Here is a 17,838-nt window from a genome sequence, read left to right as displayed (position 1 = left end):
TTATGTGCTGCGGGTTGCCTTGTGGATAAGATTGTATTGTGGGTAATCCTACGCGGCAGGATACAGGAGCGACATTGTGAAAACAGTAGTGATTAAACGGGACGGTTGTCAGGTACCTTTTGATGAGGTACGAATCAAGGAAGCTGTCGAGCGCGCAGCGCTGGCGGTTGGCGTTGTAGACGCAGATTATTGTGCAACTGTTGCCCGAGTGGTCGCTCAGACGATGGAGAACCAGCCGAAAGTTGATATCCGCGACATCCAAACTGCGGTAGAAAACCAACTGATGGCCGGTCAATACAAGCAGCTCGCCCGAGCTTATATCGAGTATCGCCATGACAGGGATATTTCACGGGAGTTGCGTGGTCGCCTGAATCAGGAAATCCGGGGTTTGGTAGAGCAAAGTAACAAAGCGCTACTGAATGAAAACGCCAATAAAGACAGCAAAGTTATTCCGACTCAGCGCGATCTGCTGGCCGGGATTGTGGCTAAACACTACGCCAAACAACATATTCTGCCACGGGACGTGGTTTTGGCTCATGAGCGCGGTGAGATTCACTACCATGATCTGGATTACGCGCCGTTTTTCCCGATGTTCAACTGCATGCTCATCGACCTTGATGGCATGTTGACCCAAGGTTTTAAAATGGGTAATGCGGAAATCGAGCCGCCAAAATCCATTTCTACCGCCACCGCCGTCACCGCACAGATTATCGCGCAGGTCGCCAGCCATATTTATGGCGGCACAACCATTAACCGCATTGATGAAATTCTGGCCCCATTTGTCACCGAAAGTTTTAACAAACATAAGGCCGTGGCCGAAGAGTGGCAGATTTCTGATGCCGCCGATTATGCCATGTCGCGTACCGAAAAAGAGTGTTACGACGCGTTCCAATCACTGGAATATGAAGTCAACACCCTGCATACCGCTAATGGTCAGACCCCATTTGTTACTTTCGGTTTCGGGCTGGGCACTAGCTGGCAATCGCGCATGATTCAGCAAGCTATTCTGCGCAACCGCATTGCTGGCTTGGGTAAAAACCGCAAAACTGCGGTGTTCCCGAAACTGGTTTTTGCTATCCGTGATGGTCTGAATCATAAATTTGGCGATGCCAATTATGATATTAAACAGCTGGCACTGGAGTGCGCAACAAAGCGCATGTATCCCGACATTCTTAATTATGATCAAGTGGTTAAAGTCACTGGTTCCTTTAAAACCCCAATGGGCTGCCGCAGTTTCCTCGGTGTCTATGAGGAAGATGGCCAGCAGATCCACGATGGCCGCAACAATCTGGGGGTTATCAGCCTCAACCTGCCGCGCGTCGCCCTGGAAGCCCAAGGCAATGAAGAGAAATTCTGGCAATTACTGGATGAGCGCTTGCTGTTAGCCAAGAAAGCCTTGATGACCCGTATTGCGCGCCTGGAGGGAATCAAAGCCCGCGTGGCACCTATCTTGTATATGGAAGGTGCTTGTGGTGTGCGCTTGCAAGCGGATGACAATATCTCTGAGATCTTTAAAAATGGCCGCGCCTCCATCTCACTGGGCTTTATTGGTATCCATGAAACGGTTAATGCCCTGTTTGGCAATCAAGCCCATGTCTTTGATGACGAAAAATTACGTGAAAAAGGCGTGGCTATCGTCGAACACATGAGACAAGCAACAGATAGCTGGAAAGATGAAACCGGCTACGCCTTTAGCTTGTACAGCACCCCAAGTGAGAACCTGTGCGACCGCTTCTGCCGCCTTGATACCGCTGAATTTGGTGTAGTAGAAGGCGTCACTGACAAAGGCTATTACACCAACAGCTTCCATCTTGATGTCGAAAAGAAAGTTAATCCATACGACAAACTGGATTTCGAAGCACCTTACCCTCCATTGGCGAATGGTGGTTTTATCTGTTACGGCGAATACCCGAACTTACAGCACAACCTCAGGGCGCTGGAAGATGTGTGGGATTACAGCTACAGCCGAGTTCCTTATTACGGCACTAACACGCCCATTGATGAATGCTACGAGTGCGGCTTTACCGGTGAATTCTCCTGTACCAGCAAGGGTTTCACCTGCCCGAAATGTGGTAATCATGAGCCCTCGAAAGTGTCAGTCACCCGTCGGGTATGTGGTTATTTAGGTAGCCCGGATGCACGGCCATTTAACGCCGGTAAACAAGAAGAAGTAAAACGGCGCGTAAAACATCTGGCTAATGGACAGTTGGGCTGATTGACCTATCTCCGCGACACAAGAGGAGATAGATATAACCAAAGTTTTACCCAAAGTAATTGGTGTTGCAGGTAAGCGGCATGCAACTCATTCCGATGAACTGACGCCAGTCAGTGATTCGGATGAGTGAGCGTGTCCAACTCACGGCAGCGCCAAGTACAAAGGGAGGCACCGATTATGAATTACCATCAATACTACCCGGTCGACGTCATCAACGGCCCCGGCACCCGCTGCACGCTGTTTGTCTCCGGCTGCGTACACGAATGTGTGGGTTGTTATAACAAAAGTACCTGGCGACTGAATTCGGGTAAGCCGTTTACCCAAGAAATGGAAGACAGGATTATTGCGGATCTGAATGATCTCCGTATCCATCGACAAGGGCTATCCCTCTCCGGCGGCGATCCGCTACATCCGCAAAATCTGTCTGCGATTTTGCAATTGGTAAAACGCATACGCCATGAGTGCGACGACAAAGATATTTGGGTCTGGACCGGCTATACGCTGGCTGAACTGACGGACGAACAACAGCAAGTGGTTGATTTAATCAACGTGCTGGTCGATGGCAAATTCGTGCAAGACCTAAAAGATCCCTCGCTTATCTGGCGTGGCAGCGGTAATCAGGTTATCCATCACCTGCGTTAATTATTTCCGCCATTCTGCGCACTGTTCAGGTCGAGAATGGCGAGTCATTTCCCCTCCAGAATTCGGTTCGCCAAAATAGTATCGCTCTACGTAAAATTTCATCGTTCCGCCATCTCAGCTTAACCCTACTGTCATTAAAAACCGCCAGCATAGCGATGAGATCACTTACTGGTTATCGCCATGACAATCTGCTATCAGCCCATCTATACACTGACTTTTATTGCTTCACTGTGGATGGCCGTCAGGGGTGATGATGCACACAGAGGGTATATCTGCCATGCACTTATCTAGACCACCGACCAGTTATCCCACCCGCTATCAACAAATTGCGGCTCAGTTAGAGCAGGAATTGCGCGGCGCTTATCGCTGCGGGGATTATCTGCCCTCCGAACAACAACTGGCTGAGCGCTATCAGGTGAACCGCCATACCTTGCGCCGAGCCGTCGACGAGCTGGTCGAGCGCGGCTGGCTGCAACGCCGGCAAGGTATCGGCATTCTGGTATTAATGCGCCCTTATGACTATCCGCTGCATGCCAATGCACGCTTTAGCCAGAACTTATTGGATCAGGGCAGTGACCCCACCAGTGAGCGCTTACTTGCAGTCTTACGCCCCTGTATCGAGCATGTCGCCAAAGCGCTATCAGTGGATGAAGGGACGAGCGTAATCCATTTGAGAACCTTGCGGCGAGTCAACGGTGTACCTGTCTGCGTTATCGATCACTACCTGCCGGACCTCAATTGGTGGCCCGCGCTACAACAGTTTAATTCCGGCTCACTGCATCAATTCATCTCACAACAACTGCAACAGCCGTTAAGTCGTAGCCAAACGCGTATCAGTGCGCGCCGAGCCCAGGCAAAAGAGAGCCGCTTACTGGAAATTGCCACCCATGCCCCACTGCTCTGCGTGCGGACCTTAAATATCCGTGTTGATAGCCAGCAGGTGGCGGAGTACTCCGTCAGCCTGACTCGGGCCGACATGATTGAACTGACCATGGAGCACTAAATGGAAAGTACGACTACCGCCCGGCAAGGTTGGATGTCGGTGTTGGCCCACAGCCAACCGGCTGACTTGCTTGCTCACTGGCAGCCCTTGAATCTGTCACCGCGCTATCAGGTCATTCGCGCCCCCGAGATTGGCTTAAACCAATTGCAGGCGCGAATGGGAGGCACTGGCCGCCGGTTTATTCTTGGCGATATGACTATCACTCGCGCAGTTATCAAACTCAATGACAGTGCGGATACCTACGGCTACAGCTACATTGCCGGGCGCAATAAACCCCATGCAGAGCTTTGCGCCCTACTGGATGCCTTGCTGCAACTGTCTACTGTCAGCCGAAATCCAGCGACCACCCCCGGTACACCCGCGGGACTAAACGAATTACTGCTCAACACCGTCATTCACCCACTGGCAGCGATTCAGCAGGAACGGCGGGAATTACGTGCCCGAGCTATCGCAACCAGTAAAGTTGATTTCTTCACATTAGTGCGGGGAGAGGATTAATGAGTTTATTCGCCCACTTCGACCGGCCGGTTGATGATGCGCAGCACGCTTTTCGCCGTATTCTCAAGGCGTTAAGCGAGCCCGGCGTATTAGTGTCACTCCCCCACGCCAGCGGCTGGTTGCCACTGAATCCCGCAACAACCAGCATTCTGTTAACTCTGGTAGACCAGGAAACACCGCTCTATTTGGATGAAGAGTTCAACAGCGACGCACTACAACAGAATGTGCGCTTTCATACCGGAGCCCCCCTGACAGCAAACATCAGTGCATCCTGTTTTGCCTTATTGGGCCATGAGATTACAGCGCAACAACTGGCTAACTGCCCTGAGGGCAACGAACTGTCACCGGAACACTCCACTACGGTCATTATTCAGGCCGATAATCTGCATCGGGGTGTGCCTTTACGCCTGCGCGGGCCGGGAATTGAGCACCACCGCACAATCGCGCCGCAACTGCCGGCCGCCGTGTTGAACTATCTGCTTAGCCGCCCAGCGGTCTTCCCTGCGGGTCTAGATTTCCTGTTGACCTGCGGCGAGAACCTGATGGCTATCCCACGAACCACCCATGTGGAGGTGTGCTGATATGTACGTTGCAGTCAAAGGGGGCGAAAAAGCCATTGCGGCAGCTCATAAATTGCTGGAACACCAGCGCCGTGGTGATACACAGATCCCAGCGGTCGATTGCGAGCAAATTGAGCAACAGTTGGGTTTGGCCGTTGATCGGGTAATGACCGAGGGCGGTATTTATGATCGCGAGCTGGCGGCATTGGCCATCAAACAAGCCAGCGGTGATCTGGTGGAAGCGATTTTCCTGCTGCGCGCCTACCGCACCACCTTACCGCGTCTGGCGGTCAGCCAACCATTGGCAACTAACAATATGCGGCTGGAGCGGCGTATTTCCGCTATTTATAAAGACTTGCCCGGTGGACAAGTGCTTGGCCCCACTTACGATTACACCCATCGATTGCTGGATTTTACACTGCTGGCCGAAGGTGAAGTGCCACAAGCCCTCAATGACAGCAGAGCATTACCAGATGACCCATTGCGTAATCATTGCGCCCATGTATTTGATTTATTAGCTCAAGAGCAATTAGCCCCTGTTGAGCAAGATGATGACACCCAGCCGGAAGATATCACCCGAAATCCGCCGGTTTACCCCTGTAATCGCTCAGCACGGCTGCAACAACTGGTGCGCGGGGATGAAGGCTTTTTGCTGGCACTGGGTTATTCCACCCAGCGCGGTTATGGCCGCACTCACCCATTCGCCGCAGAGATCCGTACCGGCTACCTGACTATTTCTATAGAGCCGGAAGAGTTGGGATTTGCTATCGACATCGGCGAGATACTACTGACCGAATGCGAAATGGTGAATGGTTTTGTCAGCCCAGAGTCAGAACCGCCGCACTTTACCCGAGGTTATGGTCTGGTGTTTGGTCGTGGAGAGCGCAAAGCCATGTCGATGGCCCTGATGGATCGCGCCCTGCAAAGCCGGGAATATGACGAAAATGTCACCAGCCCAGCGCAAGATGAAGAATTTGTACTTTCCCATGCCGATAACGTCGAAGCCGCTGGTTTTGTCTCTCATCTTAAATTGCCACACTACGTGGATTTTCAGGCCGAACTAGAGTTACTAAAACGCCTACGTCGTGAGCACTTATCTTCTCAGCCACTCGCTTCACAAGGACAGGAGCCGCGCCATGACTGAAGTTCTCGCGGGTTACAATCTGGGTTATCTGGACGAGCAAACCAAAAGAACCTTGCGCCGCGCACTCCTGAAAGCCGTGGCTATTCCCGGTTATCAGGTGCCATTCGGTGGCCGTGAGATGCCCATGCCGTATGGCTGGGGCACCGGTGGAATCCAGCTAACCGCTTGTTTGATTGGCCGCTACGATGTGCTGAAAGTAATAGATCAAGGGGCCGATGACACCACCAATGCGGTCTCGATCCGCCGCTTCTTCCAGCGGGTCAGTGGCGTTGCCACCACGGAAAAAACCACTGACGCCACATTAATCCAGACCCGGCATCGCATCCCGGAAATACCGCTGACTGAAGATCAGATCCTTATCTATCAAGTACCTATCCCTGAGCCACTGCGCTTTATTGAGCCGCGCGAAACGGAAACCCGCAAAATGCATGCATTAGAGGAATACGGCGTGATGCAGGTGAAGCTGTATGAAGATATTGCCCGCTACGGCCATATCGCCACCACCTATGCCTATCCGGTCAAAGTGAATGACCGTTACGTGATGGACCCTTCGCCAATCCCGAAATTTGATAATCCCAAAATGCACATGATGCCCGCACTGCAACTGTTCGGCGCTGGCCGCGAAAAACGCCTCTATGCCCTGCCACCTTTTACCAAGGTGGAAAGTCTGGATTTCGACGATCACCCGTTTACCGTGCAGCAATGGGATGAGCCTTGCGCCCTGTGCGGCTCGCGCCACAGTTATCTCGATGAGGTGGTGATGGACGATAAAGGCAGCCGAATGTTTGTGTGCTCAGACACTGATTTCTGCCAGCAGCAACTGTCTCAAGCCGTCGCACAAGAGGTCAATATTCAATGATTGCTGAACAGATTATTTCACAACCTATTGCCCCCCATCCGCTGCTGTCGGTGGAGAATCTCACTCATTTGTATGCACCGGGTAAAGGATTCAGCAATGTCTCTTTCCAGTTGTATCCCGGTGAAGTTCTGGGAATTGTCGGCGAATCTGGCTCGGGAAAAACCACCTTATTGAAATCCATTTCAGCGCGTCTTGCACCGCAACATGGGCAGATTTTTTATCGCCCGGAGACGCAACAAGCGGTTGATTTATATCAGATGGCGGAAAGCCAACGCCGCCGTTTATTGCGCACCGAATGGGGGGTAGTTCATCAACATCCACTGGATGGGCTGCGGCCACAAGTCTCAGCAGGCGGCAATATTGGCGAGCGGTTAATGGCTATCGGCCAGCGCCATTATGGTGAAATCCGCCAACAAGCGGGCCGCTGGCTGGAAGATGTCGAGATTCCATTGTCCCGCCTGGATGATATGCCAACTACTTTCTCAGGTGGCATGCAGCAGCGATTGCAAATTGCCCGCAATCTGGTGACCCATCCGAGACTGGTGTTTATGGACGAACCGACCGGTGGTCTGGACGTGTCGGTGCAAGCACGGTTATTGGATTTACTGCGTAATTTGGTGGTGGAAATGCAATTGGCGGTGGTGATTGTCACCCATGACCTCGGGGTTGCCCGCTTATTGGCTAACCGCCTGTTGGTGATGAAAGAGGGCCAGGTTATTGAAAGCGGCCTGACTGACAGGGTACTGGACGACCCTCATCACCCTTATACCCAGCTACTGGTTTCATCAGTATTACAAAACTGAGTGAGAGCTTACTATGACCCCACTACAGCTTAGAGTTGAAAATCTCAGTAAAACCTTTGTGTTACACCACCAGCACGGTATTCGCCTGCCCGTGTTGCATCAAACCTCACTGGAAGTCGGCAGCGGAGAATGTGTGGTGCTACATGGCCATTCCGGCAGCGGAAAATCCACATTGCTGCGCTCCTTATATGCCAATTACTTACCCGATAGCGGCCATATCTGGGTGAAGCATCAGGGAGAATGGCTGGATATGGTGAGCGCCGAAGCCCGGCAAATTATGGCGGTCCGCCGCCATACGGTGGGTTGGGTCAGTCAATTTTTGCGAGTGATCCCGCGGATCAGTGCATTAAATGTGGTCATGCAGCCCTTGCTGGAGTTGGGTGTTGACAAAAGCCTGTGCCAGCAGCGCGCGCAAGATTTGTTGACGCGGCTTAATGTGCCGCCACGACTATGGGATCTGGCTCCCTCCACTTTTTCCGGCGGCGAACAACAGCGGGTAAATATTGCGCGCGGTTTTATTGTGGATTACCCCATTTTGTTGCTGGATGAGCCAACAGCATCCCTCGATAGCACCAACAGCGCAGCCGTCGTCAGTCTGATTGATGAAGCTAAACAGCGGGGAGCCGCTATTGTCGGCATTTTTCATGATGAAAGTGTGCGTAACCATGTCAGTGACCGTTTACTGGTCATGACACCGCCGCCCTCTCATATCAGCACGGAAACTCCATCATGATCCTCAACAACGTTAATCTTATTCTTGAAGAAAGTGTGGTCAGCGGATCACTGGAAATCCAAAATGGCGTGATCCGCAGCTATAGCGATCACCCCACTCAGCTTTCAGCGGCCATTGATGGGCAAAATAGCTGGTTGTTACCAGGATTGATCGAGTTGCATACCGATAATCTGGACAAGTTTTTTACTCCCCGGCCCAATGTGGATTGGCCTGCGCATTCGGCGATGAGCAGCCATGATGCCTTAATGGTTGCCAGCGGGATCACCACGGTGCTGGATGCCGTTGCTGTCGGTGATGTACGAGACGGAGGCCATCGGCTGGATAACCTGCAAAAAATGATCCACGCCGTGGTGGAAAGTCAGCGCTCAGGATTAAATCGAGCTGAACATCGGATTCATTTGCGTTGTGAATTACCCCATGACAGTACCCTGCCACTATTTGAAGAGCTGATGATGCAGCCTGAGCTTTCACTGGTGTCGCTGATGGATCATTCGCCGGGGCAGCGCCAATTCGCGTCTCGGGCCAAGTACCGCGAATATTATCAGGGTAAATATCACCTCAACGACCAGCAAATGGCGGAGTTTGAAGAAGAGCAAATCAGCCTTTCTGCGCGCTGGTCGGGGCAAAACCGGCAAGCGATTGCCGCTCATTGCCGCAATCGCGGGATTGCCTTAGCCAGCCATGATGATGCTACCGCCGAACATGTGGCAGAGTCGCAGGCTCTGGGCAGTGTGATTGCCGAGTTCCCCACCACCGAAGTGGCGGCCAGAGCCTCACATCAGCATGGGTTACAGGTATTGATGGGCGCGCCCAATATTGTCCGTGGAGGCTCCCATTCAGGCAATGTTGCCGCGCACCAACTGGCATCACTGGGAGTATTAGATATTTTATCCTCCGATTATTACCCTGCCAGTTTGCTGGATGCCGCATTCCGTATCGCGCGCGATGCAACAAACAGCTTCACCTTGCCGCAAGCGGTCAATCTGGTAACACGTAACCCTGCCAGAGCCTTGGGGCTAGAGGATCGCGGTGTCATTGCAGAGGGCAAACGCGCTGATTTGATATTGGCACGTGCTCATGACGGTTCACAGGGCCAGCATGTTTATGTGCAAAAAGTCTGGCGTCAGGGAATACAGGTGTTCTGATGGCGCGCTTAATCTATCTGATGGGCGCTTCCGGCGCGGGCAAGGATTACCTGCTGTCTGCGCTGCGGGCGGCCATGCCCACCAATATGATGGTGGCACACCGCTATATCACCCGCGAGGCCAATGCAGGTGCTGAAAATCATGTTGCGTTGAGCGAGCAGGAGTTTTTATGGCGAGCCAAACAGGGGGTATTTGCCCTGTTTTGGCAGGCTCACGGCCACCATTATGGCGTGGGTGTTGAAATAGATATCTGGCTACAGCGGGGATGGGACGTGATAGTAAATGGCTCCAGAGCCTATTTGCCCGAGGCGCTGCAGCGCTATCACAGTCAATTACTGCCGCTGTGTCTGACTGTCTCACCGGCTATTTTAGCGCAGCGATTACAGCAACGTGGGCGTGAAAATAGTGAGCAAATCAGCGCGCGTTTACAGCGAGCACAGCATTATCAGCAACAACTTCCCGTTAACTGCCTGCAACTTTGCAATGATGGCGAACTGCGCCATACGCTGGGGCAATTTCAACAAATATTGGCAACGAGTCTCTCACCAGACAGCGCCAGGGAGGATAAAACATGGAACTGACATTGTTAGGAACCGGATGCGCCCAGCAGATACCAGTGTTTGGTTGTGATTGTGTTGTTTGTGCCAAAGCCAGAGAGCAGCCCGCACTACGCCGTAAACCTTGCAGTGCCATGTTGTGTTATCAGGGGGAAACGAGTTTGATTGATGCGGGGTTGCCAACACTGGATCAACAGTTTGCCGCAGGGGAAATTCAGCGTTTTTTGCTTACACATTACCACATGGATCACGTTCAGGGGTTATTTCCGTTGCGCTGGGGGTGTGGAAATGCAATTCCGGTGTATGGCCCGCCAGACGCCCAGGGGTGCGATGATCTGTATAAACACCCGGGAATACTGGCTTTTCAGCCGCCTCTGCGGGCATTTCATCCAATCCAATTTGGTGATTTACGGGTAACGCCCGTCCCCTTAAATCATTCAAAAATCACCTTCGGCTACCTGTTGCAAAGCTCAAATCGGGCTATTGCCTATCTGACAGATACGATTGGCTTACCGGCGGATAGCGCACTGTTTTTAGCCAGCAAAAATATTGATTTGCTGGTACAAGATTGCAGCCATCCGCCACACGACCCATCGTCATACAATCCGCCGCCACGCAATCACAATGATGTGACAATGGCACTCGCCATCAGTGAATTATTGAAACCAAAGGCAACTGTGTTGACACATATCAGCCATCAGATGGATGCATGGGCGCTCGACAATACACTGCCCGTCGGAGTCACTATTGCCCAAGATAATCAGAAGATTAACTTGCTCTAATTAGCTTTGCATCTGGGCGGATGAAAGAATTGTCACGCCCTCTTTCGGCGGAGCAAAAGCTTGGTCTAGCAGCGCCTGTGCCACATCTTTGGCTTTAATTAACCGCCATTTATCCGGTAATAAGGCAAACAAAGGTGCGCTGAGGCTCTCCATCAAGCGAGGGTTAGCGCGTTGGCCGGCCAGCATGGAGGGGCGCGCAAAAGTGAGTTGTGGCCAGCCCTGAGTGCGTAAATCCCGCTCAGCCTCGCCTTTGGTGCGGTTATAAAATAGCCACGATTTCGGGTTAGCCCCCATCGCACTCACCAGCAGGAAATGTCGTGCGCCAAGCCGCAAACCGGTTTCACCCGCTGCCAGTACCAGCCGATAATCCACCTGTCGAAATGCCGCCTGACTGCCCGCTTGCTTGCGAGTGGTGCCCAGACAACAAAAGACCAAATCCACCGGGTCGTTTAAGGTTTTCAGCAGCTCGCCGATATTTTCACCTTGCGGGTTAATCAGTTTATTCATAGCAGGCAATGGCTTACGGGTTGGTGCAATAATAGATGTCACGCGGGCATCCAAACGTAGCAAGCGCAGTAATTCGCCCCCTACCAAACCACTTGCCCCCAGTAATAGTACCTTCGCCATCTGATATCCTGCCTCTTGGTATTGATGCTAACGCCGCGAAAAAACGCGGAGATAATCATCGAGTCAATTGTTATGAATAATACATACCAGAAACACTATTACATAGCACCGAAAAACAGCCACTATGACCAAAGTCATTGGAATTACAGGAAGGCGGCGGTTATTGAACTCATCCCGATGAGTTTACGCAGTCAAGTGATTCGGGGCGTGAATGAAGCTAACCCCCCTGTAATTTCAGGGACGAGGGGCATGCCAATACAATTTTTTGCCAAAGCCCAAGGTATTGTTAGTCATCTTGATTTCCAGCAGATTGAGCTGCCAGAGGGGAGTAGATACAACTTTGGCCACCGGGAAACGGCGGCAATAGCGCTGACGGGCAATGTGTTCGGCATCACCTTTTAATTCAGTTATTTCACCGCGATATTGAATGCCTTTTATCAATGCCACCGTGCGCGGCTGTGTCGCTATCGTCCCGACAACCTGCGGATTCATCTGCATCAGTTCCCCATGGCGAGTGTGTTTCTCTGTCATCAGATAAAGCGCCATTTTCACTTCATCAAAAACATAAAAACAGTTGGCACACCACATGTCTATACCGCTACCAGCGCACAGTGTCAGGACATGTTGCTGGCGCAGGAAGCGGGTTATGAAGGCTAAGTCATCAGGATTATTCACGTCACTCATTAATCACGTCATTTTCCAGCTAAGAACAGCTTTCAGTGTACATCAACTTTGCCTCTATGAGCTTTTACCTCAATTAACTCTGCCACAACAGACGATCTCGCGATGTCAGGGTATCTGCGGGCAAAGTCGCGAGTACCGCCTGATAGCGTTTGGCATCTTTTGGATACCCCCGGGCAGCCTGCAATAACAGTCGCAAAGCACTGTCATAGTCAATGCCGCGTAAATCACGGTAAGGCCACAATTCAGGTTCCGCAATAAACGGCAGCAAATAATCAATACCTTGCTGCACATTGCGACCATCCTGCACCCAATCCCAGCGATCAATTTCAACATGTTCGCCGTAGCGGCACAGCAGCAAATGCGCCTCCATATTGAATAGGGAGTAATGGAAAGGCACGGTGCGCTCCAGTTCCATCCACTGTTTGCCGTCTTGCGCTATTTGCGCCGCCAGCCGTTGGGTAATCCCTTGGCGGATAATGGTGGAAACCAGCCCACGATCGCCATAAAACATAGCATTTGCGGCGCGCTGGACGTCATACCAGGTGCCGTGGTTGTTGTGCCAAACATATTCAGAATGGCCCACTTCGCTGTGGAACATCCAGTGATTAAAATCGCGGAACCACTGCTGCAATACCGCCGTATCCTCAGTATCGAGTAGCTTGGCAGGTAATATTAACCCTATGGTATCAATCACCATCCACATCAGTCGGGTATCAATTAACCCTGTTCCACGGCCAGAGACAATGCCGGGGATCGCCTGACCATAATTTAGGTGCGGATTCATGCGGGTTTTGGCATCTAAAAACCAACAGCGGATCTGTTCTGCCGCCACCTGAGCATAACGGCTATTACCGGTAAAATAGTAAGCCAGCCCCAGAGTTAGGCAGCGGTCACACATCCGTATAATGCGCTGAGTGTCAGTATCATCATTCTGGCTCTGCGGATTGGTATGCCCATCGCGGCGTACATAGGGCAAGCCATTGGGCTTGCGCGGATTCGGCCACCAATAAGTACCAAAACTGTAGTAATCGTGAATATCGCCACTCACCGGCAACAGCGTTTTGTGCGTTACACTTTCCGGCGGCTGATCCCGCAAAGCATCGGCTTCACTTAATAACCGGCGTAACGCCGGCTGCAAAGGTGAAAATGGCTGCTGCAACACCGCTTTTGCCTTGATAAGGCAATCCACATCTAGCGTGTAGAGTTTCATTGGCGTCACGGACGTTTTCATTGGCGTCATGGGTGTTTCCTTTATGCGGCCTGACAGGCAACCCGCGCGCCCGTGGCGGCATCAAAAATGTGGATACCGGCAAGCTTAGGTTGCAGATACACCGTTTCCCCTTCATTAACCGCCAGGCGCTGTTTAAACACCGAGGTAAAGCGCCCCCCGCCGGTGCGGCAAAATAGCTGCATATCCGAGCCGGTATTTTCAATCGCCGTAATCGTCGCTTTCAGTGCGCTAGCACTGTGGGTTTCATCCACCACATTGACCTGTTCCGGGCGAATGGCGTACACCACATTTTGCCCGTCAGTGACTTGCAAACCCGCAGGCAGTGTCAGTAAGGAGTTGTCTTCCAGCCGCAGCAGGAATTCCCCGTCCTGTTGCACCACAGTGCCTTTCAACTGATTGATCTCCGGTGATCCGATAAATCCGGCCACAAACAGATTGGCGGGCCGATCGTAAAGATCCAACGGCGAGCCCACTTGTTCAATACGCCCTTCGCGCAACACCACGATCATCTGCCCCATGGTCATCGCTTCAATCTGATCATGGGTAACATAGACTGAGGTGGTTTTCAGCCGCTGATGCAATTCGCGGATCTCACCGCGCACTTGAGTTCGCAATTTGGCATCCAGGTTCGACAACGGCTCATCGAACAAGAACACCTGCGGGTTACGCACAATGGCGCGACCCATGGCCACCCGTTGGCGCTGGCCGCCGGATAAATCTTTCGGCAGTCGCTCTAACAAAGCTTGTAAGCCCAATAACTCCGCCGTGGATTCCACTTTTTTATTGATATCGGATTTGGACATTTTGGCCATTTTCAGCGCAAAACCCATGTTTTCGCGCACCGTCATCTGCGGATAAAGGGCATAACTTTGGAACACCATCGCAATATCGCGCATCTTGGGTTCGACATCAGTGACATCTTTATCATTGATGCCGACAGTGCCGCCAGAGATCTCCTCCAGCCCGGCAATCATGCGCAATAAAGTGGATTTTCCGCAGCCACTTGGGCCGACCAACACACAGAACTCACCATCAGGGATTTCCAGCGATACATCGCGGATCACATGGGTGTCACCGTAAGATTTACACACGTTTTTAAGTACAACCGATCCCATTTTGTTTCTCCCTAGCCTTTAACCGCGCCAGACATGATCCCGCGATTGAAATGTTTTTGCAGACCCAGATACACGATGATGCTTGGCAACATCGCCAACAGAGTGATGGCAATAAAGATATTTGGTGTGATGGTCTCATCAGTACGTAATGTGCCGAGGATCACCGGAATAGTGTTCAAACTGTCCTGATTCACCACAATCAATGGCAACAGGTATTGGTCCCAAATCATGATAAAGCCGAAGGTCACCACCGTGCCTAATGCCGGTTTAACCAGTGGCAGGATGACATGGAAGAAGATTTGCCATTCGCTGGCACCATCAATCCGCGCCGCCTCTTCCAACTCTTTCGGAATAGCCGCCATAAATTCAGTCAGCACGAAGATAGAGAAAGCCCAGCCGACGACCGGCAGGATCATGCCCAGATAGCTGTTGTACAGCGAGGCATCAATCACCGGCAGCCGCCAGTTGATTATCATATACAGCGGGATGGCGATGACTTCTTCCGGCAGCATCATGGTCGACAGAATAATCAAGCTGGTCAGGGAAACGCCGACAAACTTTTTACGGGCCAGCGCATATGCCGCCAGCGCACTGACTGACACCTGTAAAACAGTGCCGAAGAACACCACGACGATAGAGTTGAGCAGATATTGCCAGACGCCAATATCCATCCAGGCGAAGATAAAGTTATCCCACGAGAACTGATTGGGCCAGGCCAGCAGCTCCCCGGGTTTTACCGGTGCACCGCTGAATGCGGTGGCGATAATGCCCCAATATGGGCCGACAAATACCACCAGCAACAGACCATAAATTACCCAGCGGCCGATACTGTTCCAACTTTTACTTTTCATTACCAGTCTCCGGCTCGGGTTAGTAACGGGCGATGCGCTTTTTCAATGTGAGATGACAAATGGTCAGCACCACAGTGAAGGCGAATAACAGGAAGGACACCGCTGACGCATAACCATAATCAAACTGTTCAAAGCCCAGCTTGTAGATATGGGTCATGATCATTTCTGTCGCATTAGACGGGCCGCCGCCAGTGGTAGCATAGACTTCAGCAAACACCCGGAAGCCACGGATAAACGACAGCATCAGCACCACAGAAAGCGCGGGGATCATGCCCGGCAAAGTGACGTAACGCAGACGATTCCACCAGTTAGCGCCGTCCACATTCGAGGCGTCATACAAATCGCGGCTAATCCCCACCAGACCCGCAATGAAGATAACCATGTTGTAAGGCACGGCTTTCCAGATATGCAACAGCATCACGGTCCAAAGCGCCTGGTCGGTATCGGCCAGAAAGCCCTGCGCCTCAATACTGAACCACGACAAAATGTGATTCACCACACCATTACTGGTCGGATTAAACAGAATTCGCCACATTTCGGCGACGATCGCCGCACTCGTCACCGCTGGCAAGAAGATTGCGGTACGAATAAAACGTAAATGCCGCGCTGGCCCTTCCAATAGCATGGCTAAGAAGAAGGCGATAAAAGCGGCCACCACCATGGTGACCACCACATATAACAAGGTGTTGAAAACAGCCGAGTGCAACGCTTCATCACCTACCGCGCGGGAAAAGTTGTCAAACCCGACCCACTCATTTGGCTGGTTAAAGTTAACCTTGTAAAAACTCATCACCAACCCTTGCAGCATCGGGATGAATTTAAACCAGGTGAAGATGACCAGTGCCGGGGCCAGAAACAGCCACGGAACCAGATTACGTTTTAGTCGGGGGGTTAGCGTTATCATGATTCACTCACTGCCCTAAGACATTCTGTTTAGCCAATTCACCATTCACTTTCTGATTCACTGCTTTTAATTCAGCAGGAATATCACTTTCACAGTTAGCTAAGATGCGGTTGAAACCCTCAGCAGCCACCTGACGAATTGGCGTCCAGTTAGGCACTTGTGGGATATAGCGGCCATGTTCGGCATACAAATCAGCAAACATTGCCCAGCGCGGGTCGTTATAAACCGCTTTGGTATCAACCTGTTTGTTAATTGATAAGCGCACGACCGGCATATTGTTACTGCCCATTCCCATGCCGATTTGCTGCCCTTCAGGTGAAATCATGAATTCTATGAATTTCTGAGCCGCTTCTTTTTTCTCACTGCTTTTCATCATAAATACCGTGGTACCTTCAGCCAGTGTTGTCTGCCCTTTTGGCCCTGCTGGTGGTGGGATGACTTCAAAAACGTCTTTGCCGGGATCTTTATCAAATAGAGCAATATGGTATGGGCCGGTGACAAACATGCCGCTTTGCCCGGAACGGAAAGAGGGAATCGCATCAGCCGTAGTGGCATTAATCGCCCCTGGTTGGACAGTTTTGTCACACACCATGCCGCGAATGAAACTCAGTGTTTCAACGGCTGCGGGTTCTTCCAGTGACCCTTTAAATTTACCCTCTCCGGCGGGGCGAATAAAATCTCCCCCGGCTTGCCACAAATAGGAACTGATAAACCAACTGGCGTAACCACGAGTGGTGGATGCGGGTAAAATGAAACCGTAAGTGTCATTTTTGCCATTGCCATCAGGGTCATTAAAGGTAAAAGCTTTCGCCAGGGTACTGATGTCCTCCCAGCTTTTCGGTTGTTCTAACCCCAGTTTTTCCCGCCAGTCTTTACGGATAAACAAAGCAAAGGTTTGAGCTGAGGTTGGCACGCCATAATATTTGCCATCAATATATTGGGCACTCTTCCAGGCGGTATCTAAGATGTCTTCCCCGCCAATAATATTTTTAGGCTCAATCGGCTCAACAATTCCGAGTTGGACAAACTGCCCGATGGCCGCTGCATCATTAAAAATCAAGTCCGGCAGTGCATTACCGGCTGCGGCTCGTGCCAGGCGTTGCTCAAAATCGGTTGTTGCATTGAAATATTCAATTTTGATACCAGTTTTCTTCTCAAAAGTGTCAGCTTCCGCTTTATAAATATTTTTAGAATCATTACTGGCGCGTATCCATACCTGCAATGTTTCAGCGGCGTGGAGAGAAGGAACCCCCATGGCTAAATAAGTTAACAACAGCAAAGATTTTATTTTTACTTTTGACATTATCATTTTTGTCTTCATCTTAGCGCCCTCGTTGAAATCTAATTTTTATGAATTTACCCAGAAGTTTAAATAACAGAATAAAATCACGAAACACTCGACAACATTAGAACTCAGAGGAAAACAAAAAACTACACCACAAAAAATAAAACTTAATTCCATTTTGAATTTTCTGCTTAAGATCA

Annotated in this window: 19 protein-coding genes; 12 read left to right on the top strand and 7 right to left on the bottom strand. The window is 51.2% G+C overall.

Annotation, left to right across the window (positions count from 1 at the left end):
* Window positions 1–76 precede the first annotated feature (76 nt).
* The 12 genes from nrdD to phnP all read left to right on the top strand — a co-directional run bounded on the left by nrdD (window position 77) and on the right by phnP (window position 10,941).
* A complete protein-coding gene (gene nrdD, locus F0T03_RS02925) occupies window positions 77–2,215 on the top strand; it encodes an anaerobic ribonucleoside-triphosphate reductase (protein WP_145554812.1) in 2,139 nt (712 codons plus the stop codon).
* 177 nt (window positions 2,216–2,392) lie between these two features.
* Window positions 2,393–2,857, top strand: a complete 465-nt coding sequence (nrdG, locus tag F0T03_RS02920; RefSeq protein WP_159677186.1) for an anaerobic ribonucleoside-triphosphate reductase-activating protein — start codon at window positions 2,393–2,395, stop codon at window positions 2,855–2,857.
* A gap of 277 nt (window positions 2,858–3,134) precedes the next feature.
* Window positions 3,135–3,860 carry a phosphonate metabolism transcriptional regulator PhnF gene (gene phnF / locus F0T03_RS02915; RefSeq protein ID WP_145554814.1) on the top strand — a complete coding sequence of 242 codons (726 nt, stop codon included), beginning with the start codon at window positions 3,135–3,137 and terminating at the stop codon, window positions 3,858–3,860.
* On the top strand, window positions 3,861–4,358 hold the full coding sequence (gene phnG / locus F0T03_RS02910) for a phosphonate C-P lyase system protein PhnG (RefSeq protein ID WP_145554815.1): 498 nt from the start codon (window positions 3,861–3,863) through the stop codon (window positions 4,356–4,358). It abuts the gene before it with no gap.
* Window positions 4,358–4,939 (top strand): phosphonate C-P lyase system protein PhnH, encoded by a 582-nt coding sequence (gene phnH / locus F0T03_RS02905; protein ID WP_159677185.1) that lies wholly within the window; start codon window positions 4,358–4,360, stop codon window positions 4,937–4,939. Before phnG ends, phnH begins: the two co-directional genes overlap by 1 nt.
* Window position 4,940: 1 nt before the next feature.
* Entirely contained in the window at window positions 4,941–6,062 is a 1,122-nt protein-coding gene (locus F0T03_RS02900) for a carbon-phosphorus lyase complex subunit (RefSeq protein ID WP_159677184.1), read from the top strand.
* A complete protein-coding gene (locus F0T03_RS02895) occupies window positions 6,055–6,921 on the top strand; it encodes an alpha-D-ribose 1-methylphosphonate 5-phosphate C-P-lyase PhnJ (protein WP_159677183.1) in 867 nt (288 codons plus the stop codon). Before F0T03_RS02900 ends, F0T03_RS02895 begins: the two co-directional genes overlap by 8 nt.
* Window positions 6,918–7,724, top strand: coding sequence for a phosphonate C-P lyase system protein PhnK (gene phnK, locus F0T03_RS02890; RefSeq protein WP_145554819.1), 807 nt, complete (start codon window positions 6,918–6,920; stop codon window positions 7,722–7,724). Before F0T03_RS02895 ends, phnK begins: the two co-directional genes overlap by 4 nt.
* Window positions 7,725–7,737: 13 nt before the next feature.
* On the top strand, window positions 7,738–8,457 hold the full coding sequence (gene phnL, locus F0T03_RS02885) for a phosphonate C-P lyase system protein PhnL (RefSeq protein ID WP_145562065.1): 720 nt from the start codon (window positions 7,738–7,740) through the stop codon (window positions 8,455–8,457).
* Window positions 8,454–9,602, top strand: coding sequence for an alpha-D-ribose 1-methylphosphonate 5-triphosphate diphosphatase (gene phnM / locus F0T03_RS02880; protein WP_159677182.1), 1,149 nt, complete (start codon window positions 8,454–8,456; stop codon window positions 9,600–9,602). The genes phnL and phnM overlap by 4 nt, the downstream gene beginning before the upstream one ends.
* A complete protein-coding gene (gene phnN / locus F0T03_RS02875) occupies window positions 9,602–10,183 on the top strand; it encodes a ribose 1,5-bisphosphokinase (RefSeq protein WP_159677181.1) in 582 nt (193 codons plus the stop codon). The genes phnM and phnN overlap by 1 nt, the downstream gene beginning before the upstream one ends.
* Window positions 10,174–10,941, top strand: coding sequence for a phosphonate metabolism protein PhnP (phnP, locus tag F0T03_RS02870; RefSeq protein WP_145554823.1), 768 nt, complete (start codon window positions 10,174–10,176; stop codon window positions 10,939–10,941). The genes phnN and phnP overlap by 10 nt, the downstream gene beginning before the upstream one ends.
* Here phnP and F0T03_RS02865 read toward each other — a convergent pair whose 3' ends face one another.
* The 7 genes from F0T03_RS02865 to F0T03_RS02835 all read right to left on the bottom strand — a co-directional run bounded on the left by F0T03_RS02865 (window position 10,942) and on the right by F0T03_RS02835 (window position 17,674).
* Window positions 10,942–11,568, bottom strand: coding sequence for a Rossmann-fold NAD(P)-binding domain-containing protein (locus F0T03_RS02865; RefSeq protein ID WP_159677180.1), 627 nt, complete (start codon window positions 11,566–11,568; stop codon window positions 10,942–10,944). It lies immediately after the preceding gene.
* A gap of 234 nt (window positions 11,569–11,802) precedes the next feature.
* The gene (locus F0T03_RS02860) at window positions 11,803–12,252 is read right to left on the bottom strand and encodes a YhbP family protein (RefSeq protein WP_162526861.1); all 450 of its coding nucleotides are present in this window, start codon (window positions 12,250–12,252) and stop codon (window positions 11,803–11,805) included.
* Between the two features lie 73 nt (window positions 12,253–12,325).
* Window positions 12,326–13,492, bottom strand: coding sequence for an alginate lyase family protein (locus F0T03_RS02855; RefSeq protein ID WP_145554825.1), 1,167 nt, complete (start codon window positions 13,490–13,492; stop codon window positions 12,326–12,328).
* A gap of 11 nt (window positions 13,493–13,503) precedes the next feature.
* Window positions 13,504–14,598: an ABC transporter ATP-binding protein gene (locus F0T03_RS02850; RefSeq protein ID WP_159677179.1), complete on the bottom strand. Its 1,095-nt coding sequence runs from the start codon at window positions 14,596–14,598 to the stop codon at window positions 13,504–13,506.
* An 11-nt stretch (window positions 14,599–14,609) separates the two neighbouring features.
* Window positions 14,610–15,449 carry a carbohydrate ABC transporter permease gene (locus F0T03_RS02845; RefSeq protein ID WP_145554827.1) on the bottom strand — a complete coding sequence of 280 codons (840 nt, stop codon included), beginning with the start codon at window positions 15,447–15,449 and terminating at the stop codon, window positions 14,610–14,612.
* 19 nt (window positions 15,450–15,468) lie between these two features.
* Entirely contained in the window at window positions 15,469–16,353 is an 885-nt protein-coding gene (locus F0T03_RS02840; RefSeq protein WP_145554828.1) for a carbohydrate ABC transporter permease, read from the bottom strand.
* A 7-nt stretch (window positions 16,354–16,360) separates the two neighbouring features.
* The gene (locus F0T03_RS02835; protein WP_159677178.1) at window positions 16,361–17,674 is read right to left on the bottom strand and encodes an ABC transporter substrate-binding protein; all 1,314 of its coding nucleotides are present in this window, start codon (window positions 17,672–17,674) and stop codon (window positions 16,361–16,363) included.
* Between the last annotated feature and the right edge of the window lie 164 nt (window positions 17,675–17,838).

Origin of the sequence: Yersinia canariae (genome assembly GCF_009831415.1) — a bacterium.
Taxonomy (GTDB): domain Bacteria; phylum Pseudomonadota; class Gammaproteobacteria; order Enterobacterales; family Enterobacteriaceae; genus Yersinia; species Yersinia canariae.
Note: the sequence above shows the minus strand (reverse complement) of the source record. Positions and strands in the feature narration are given on the sequence as shown.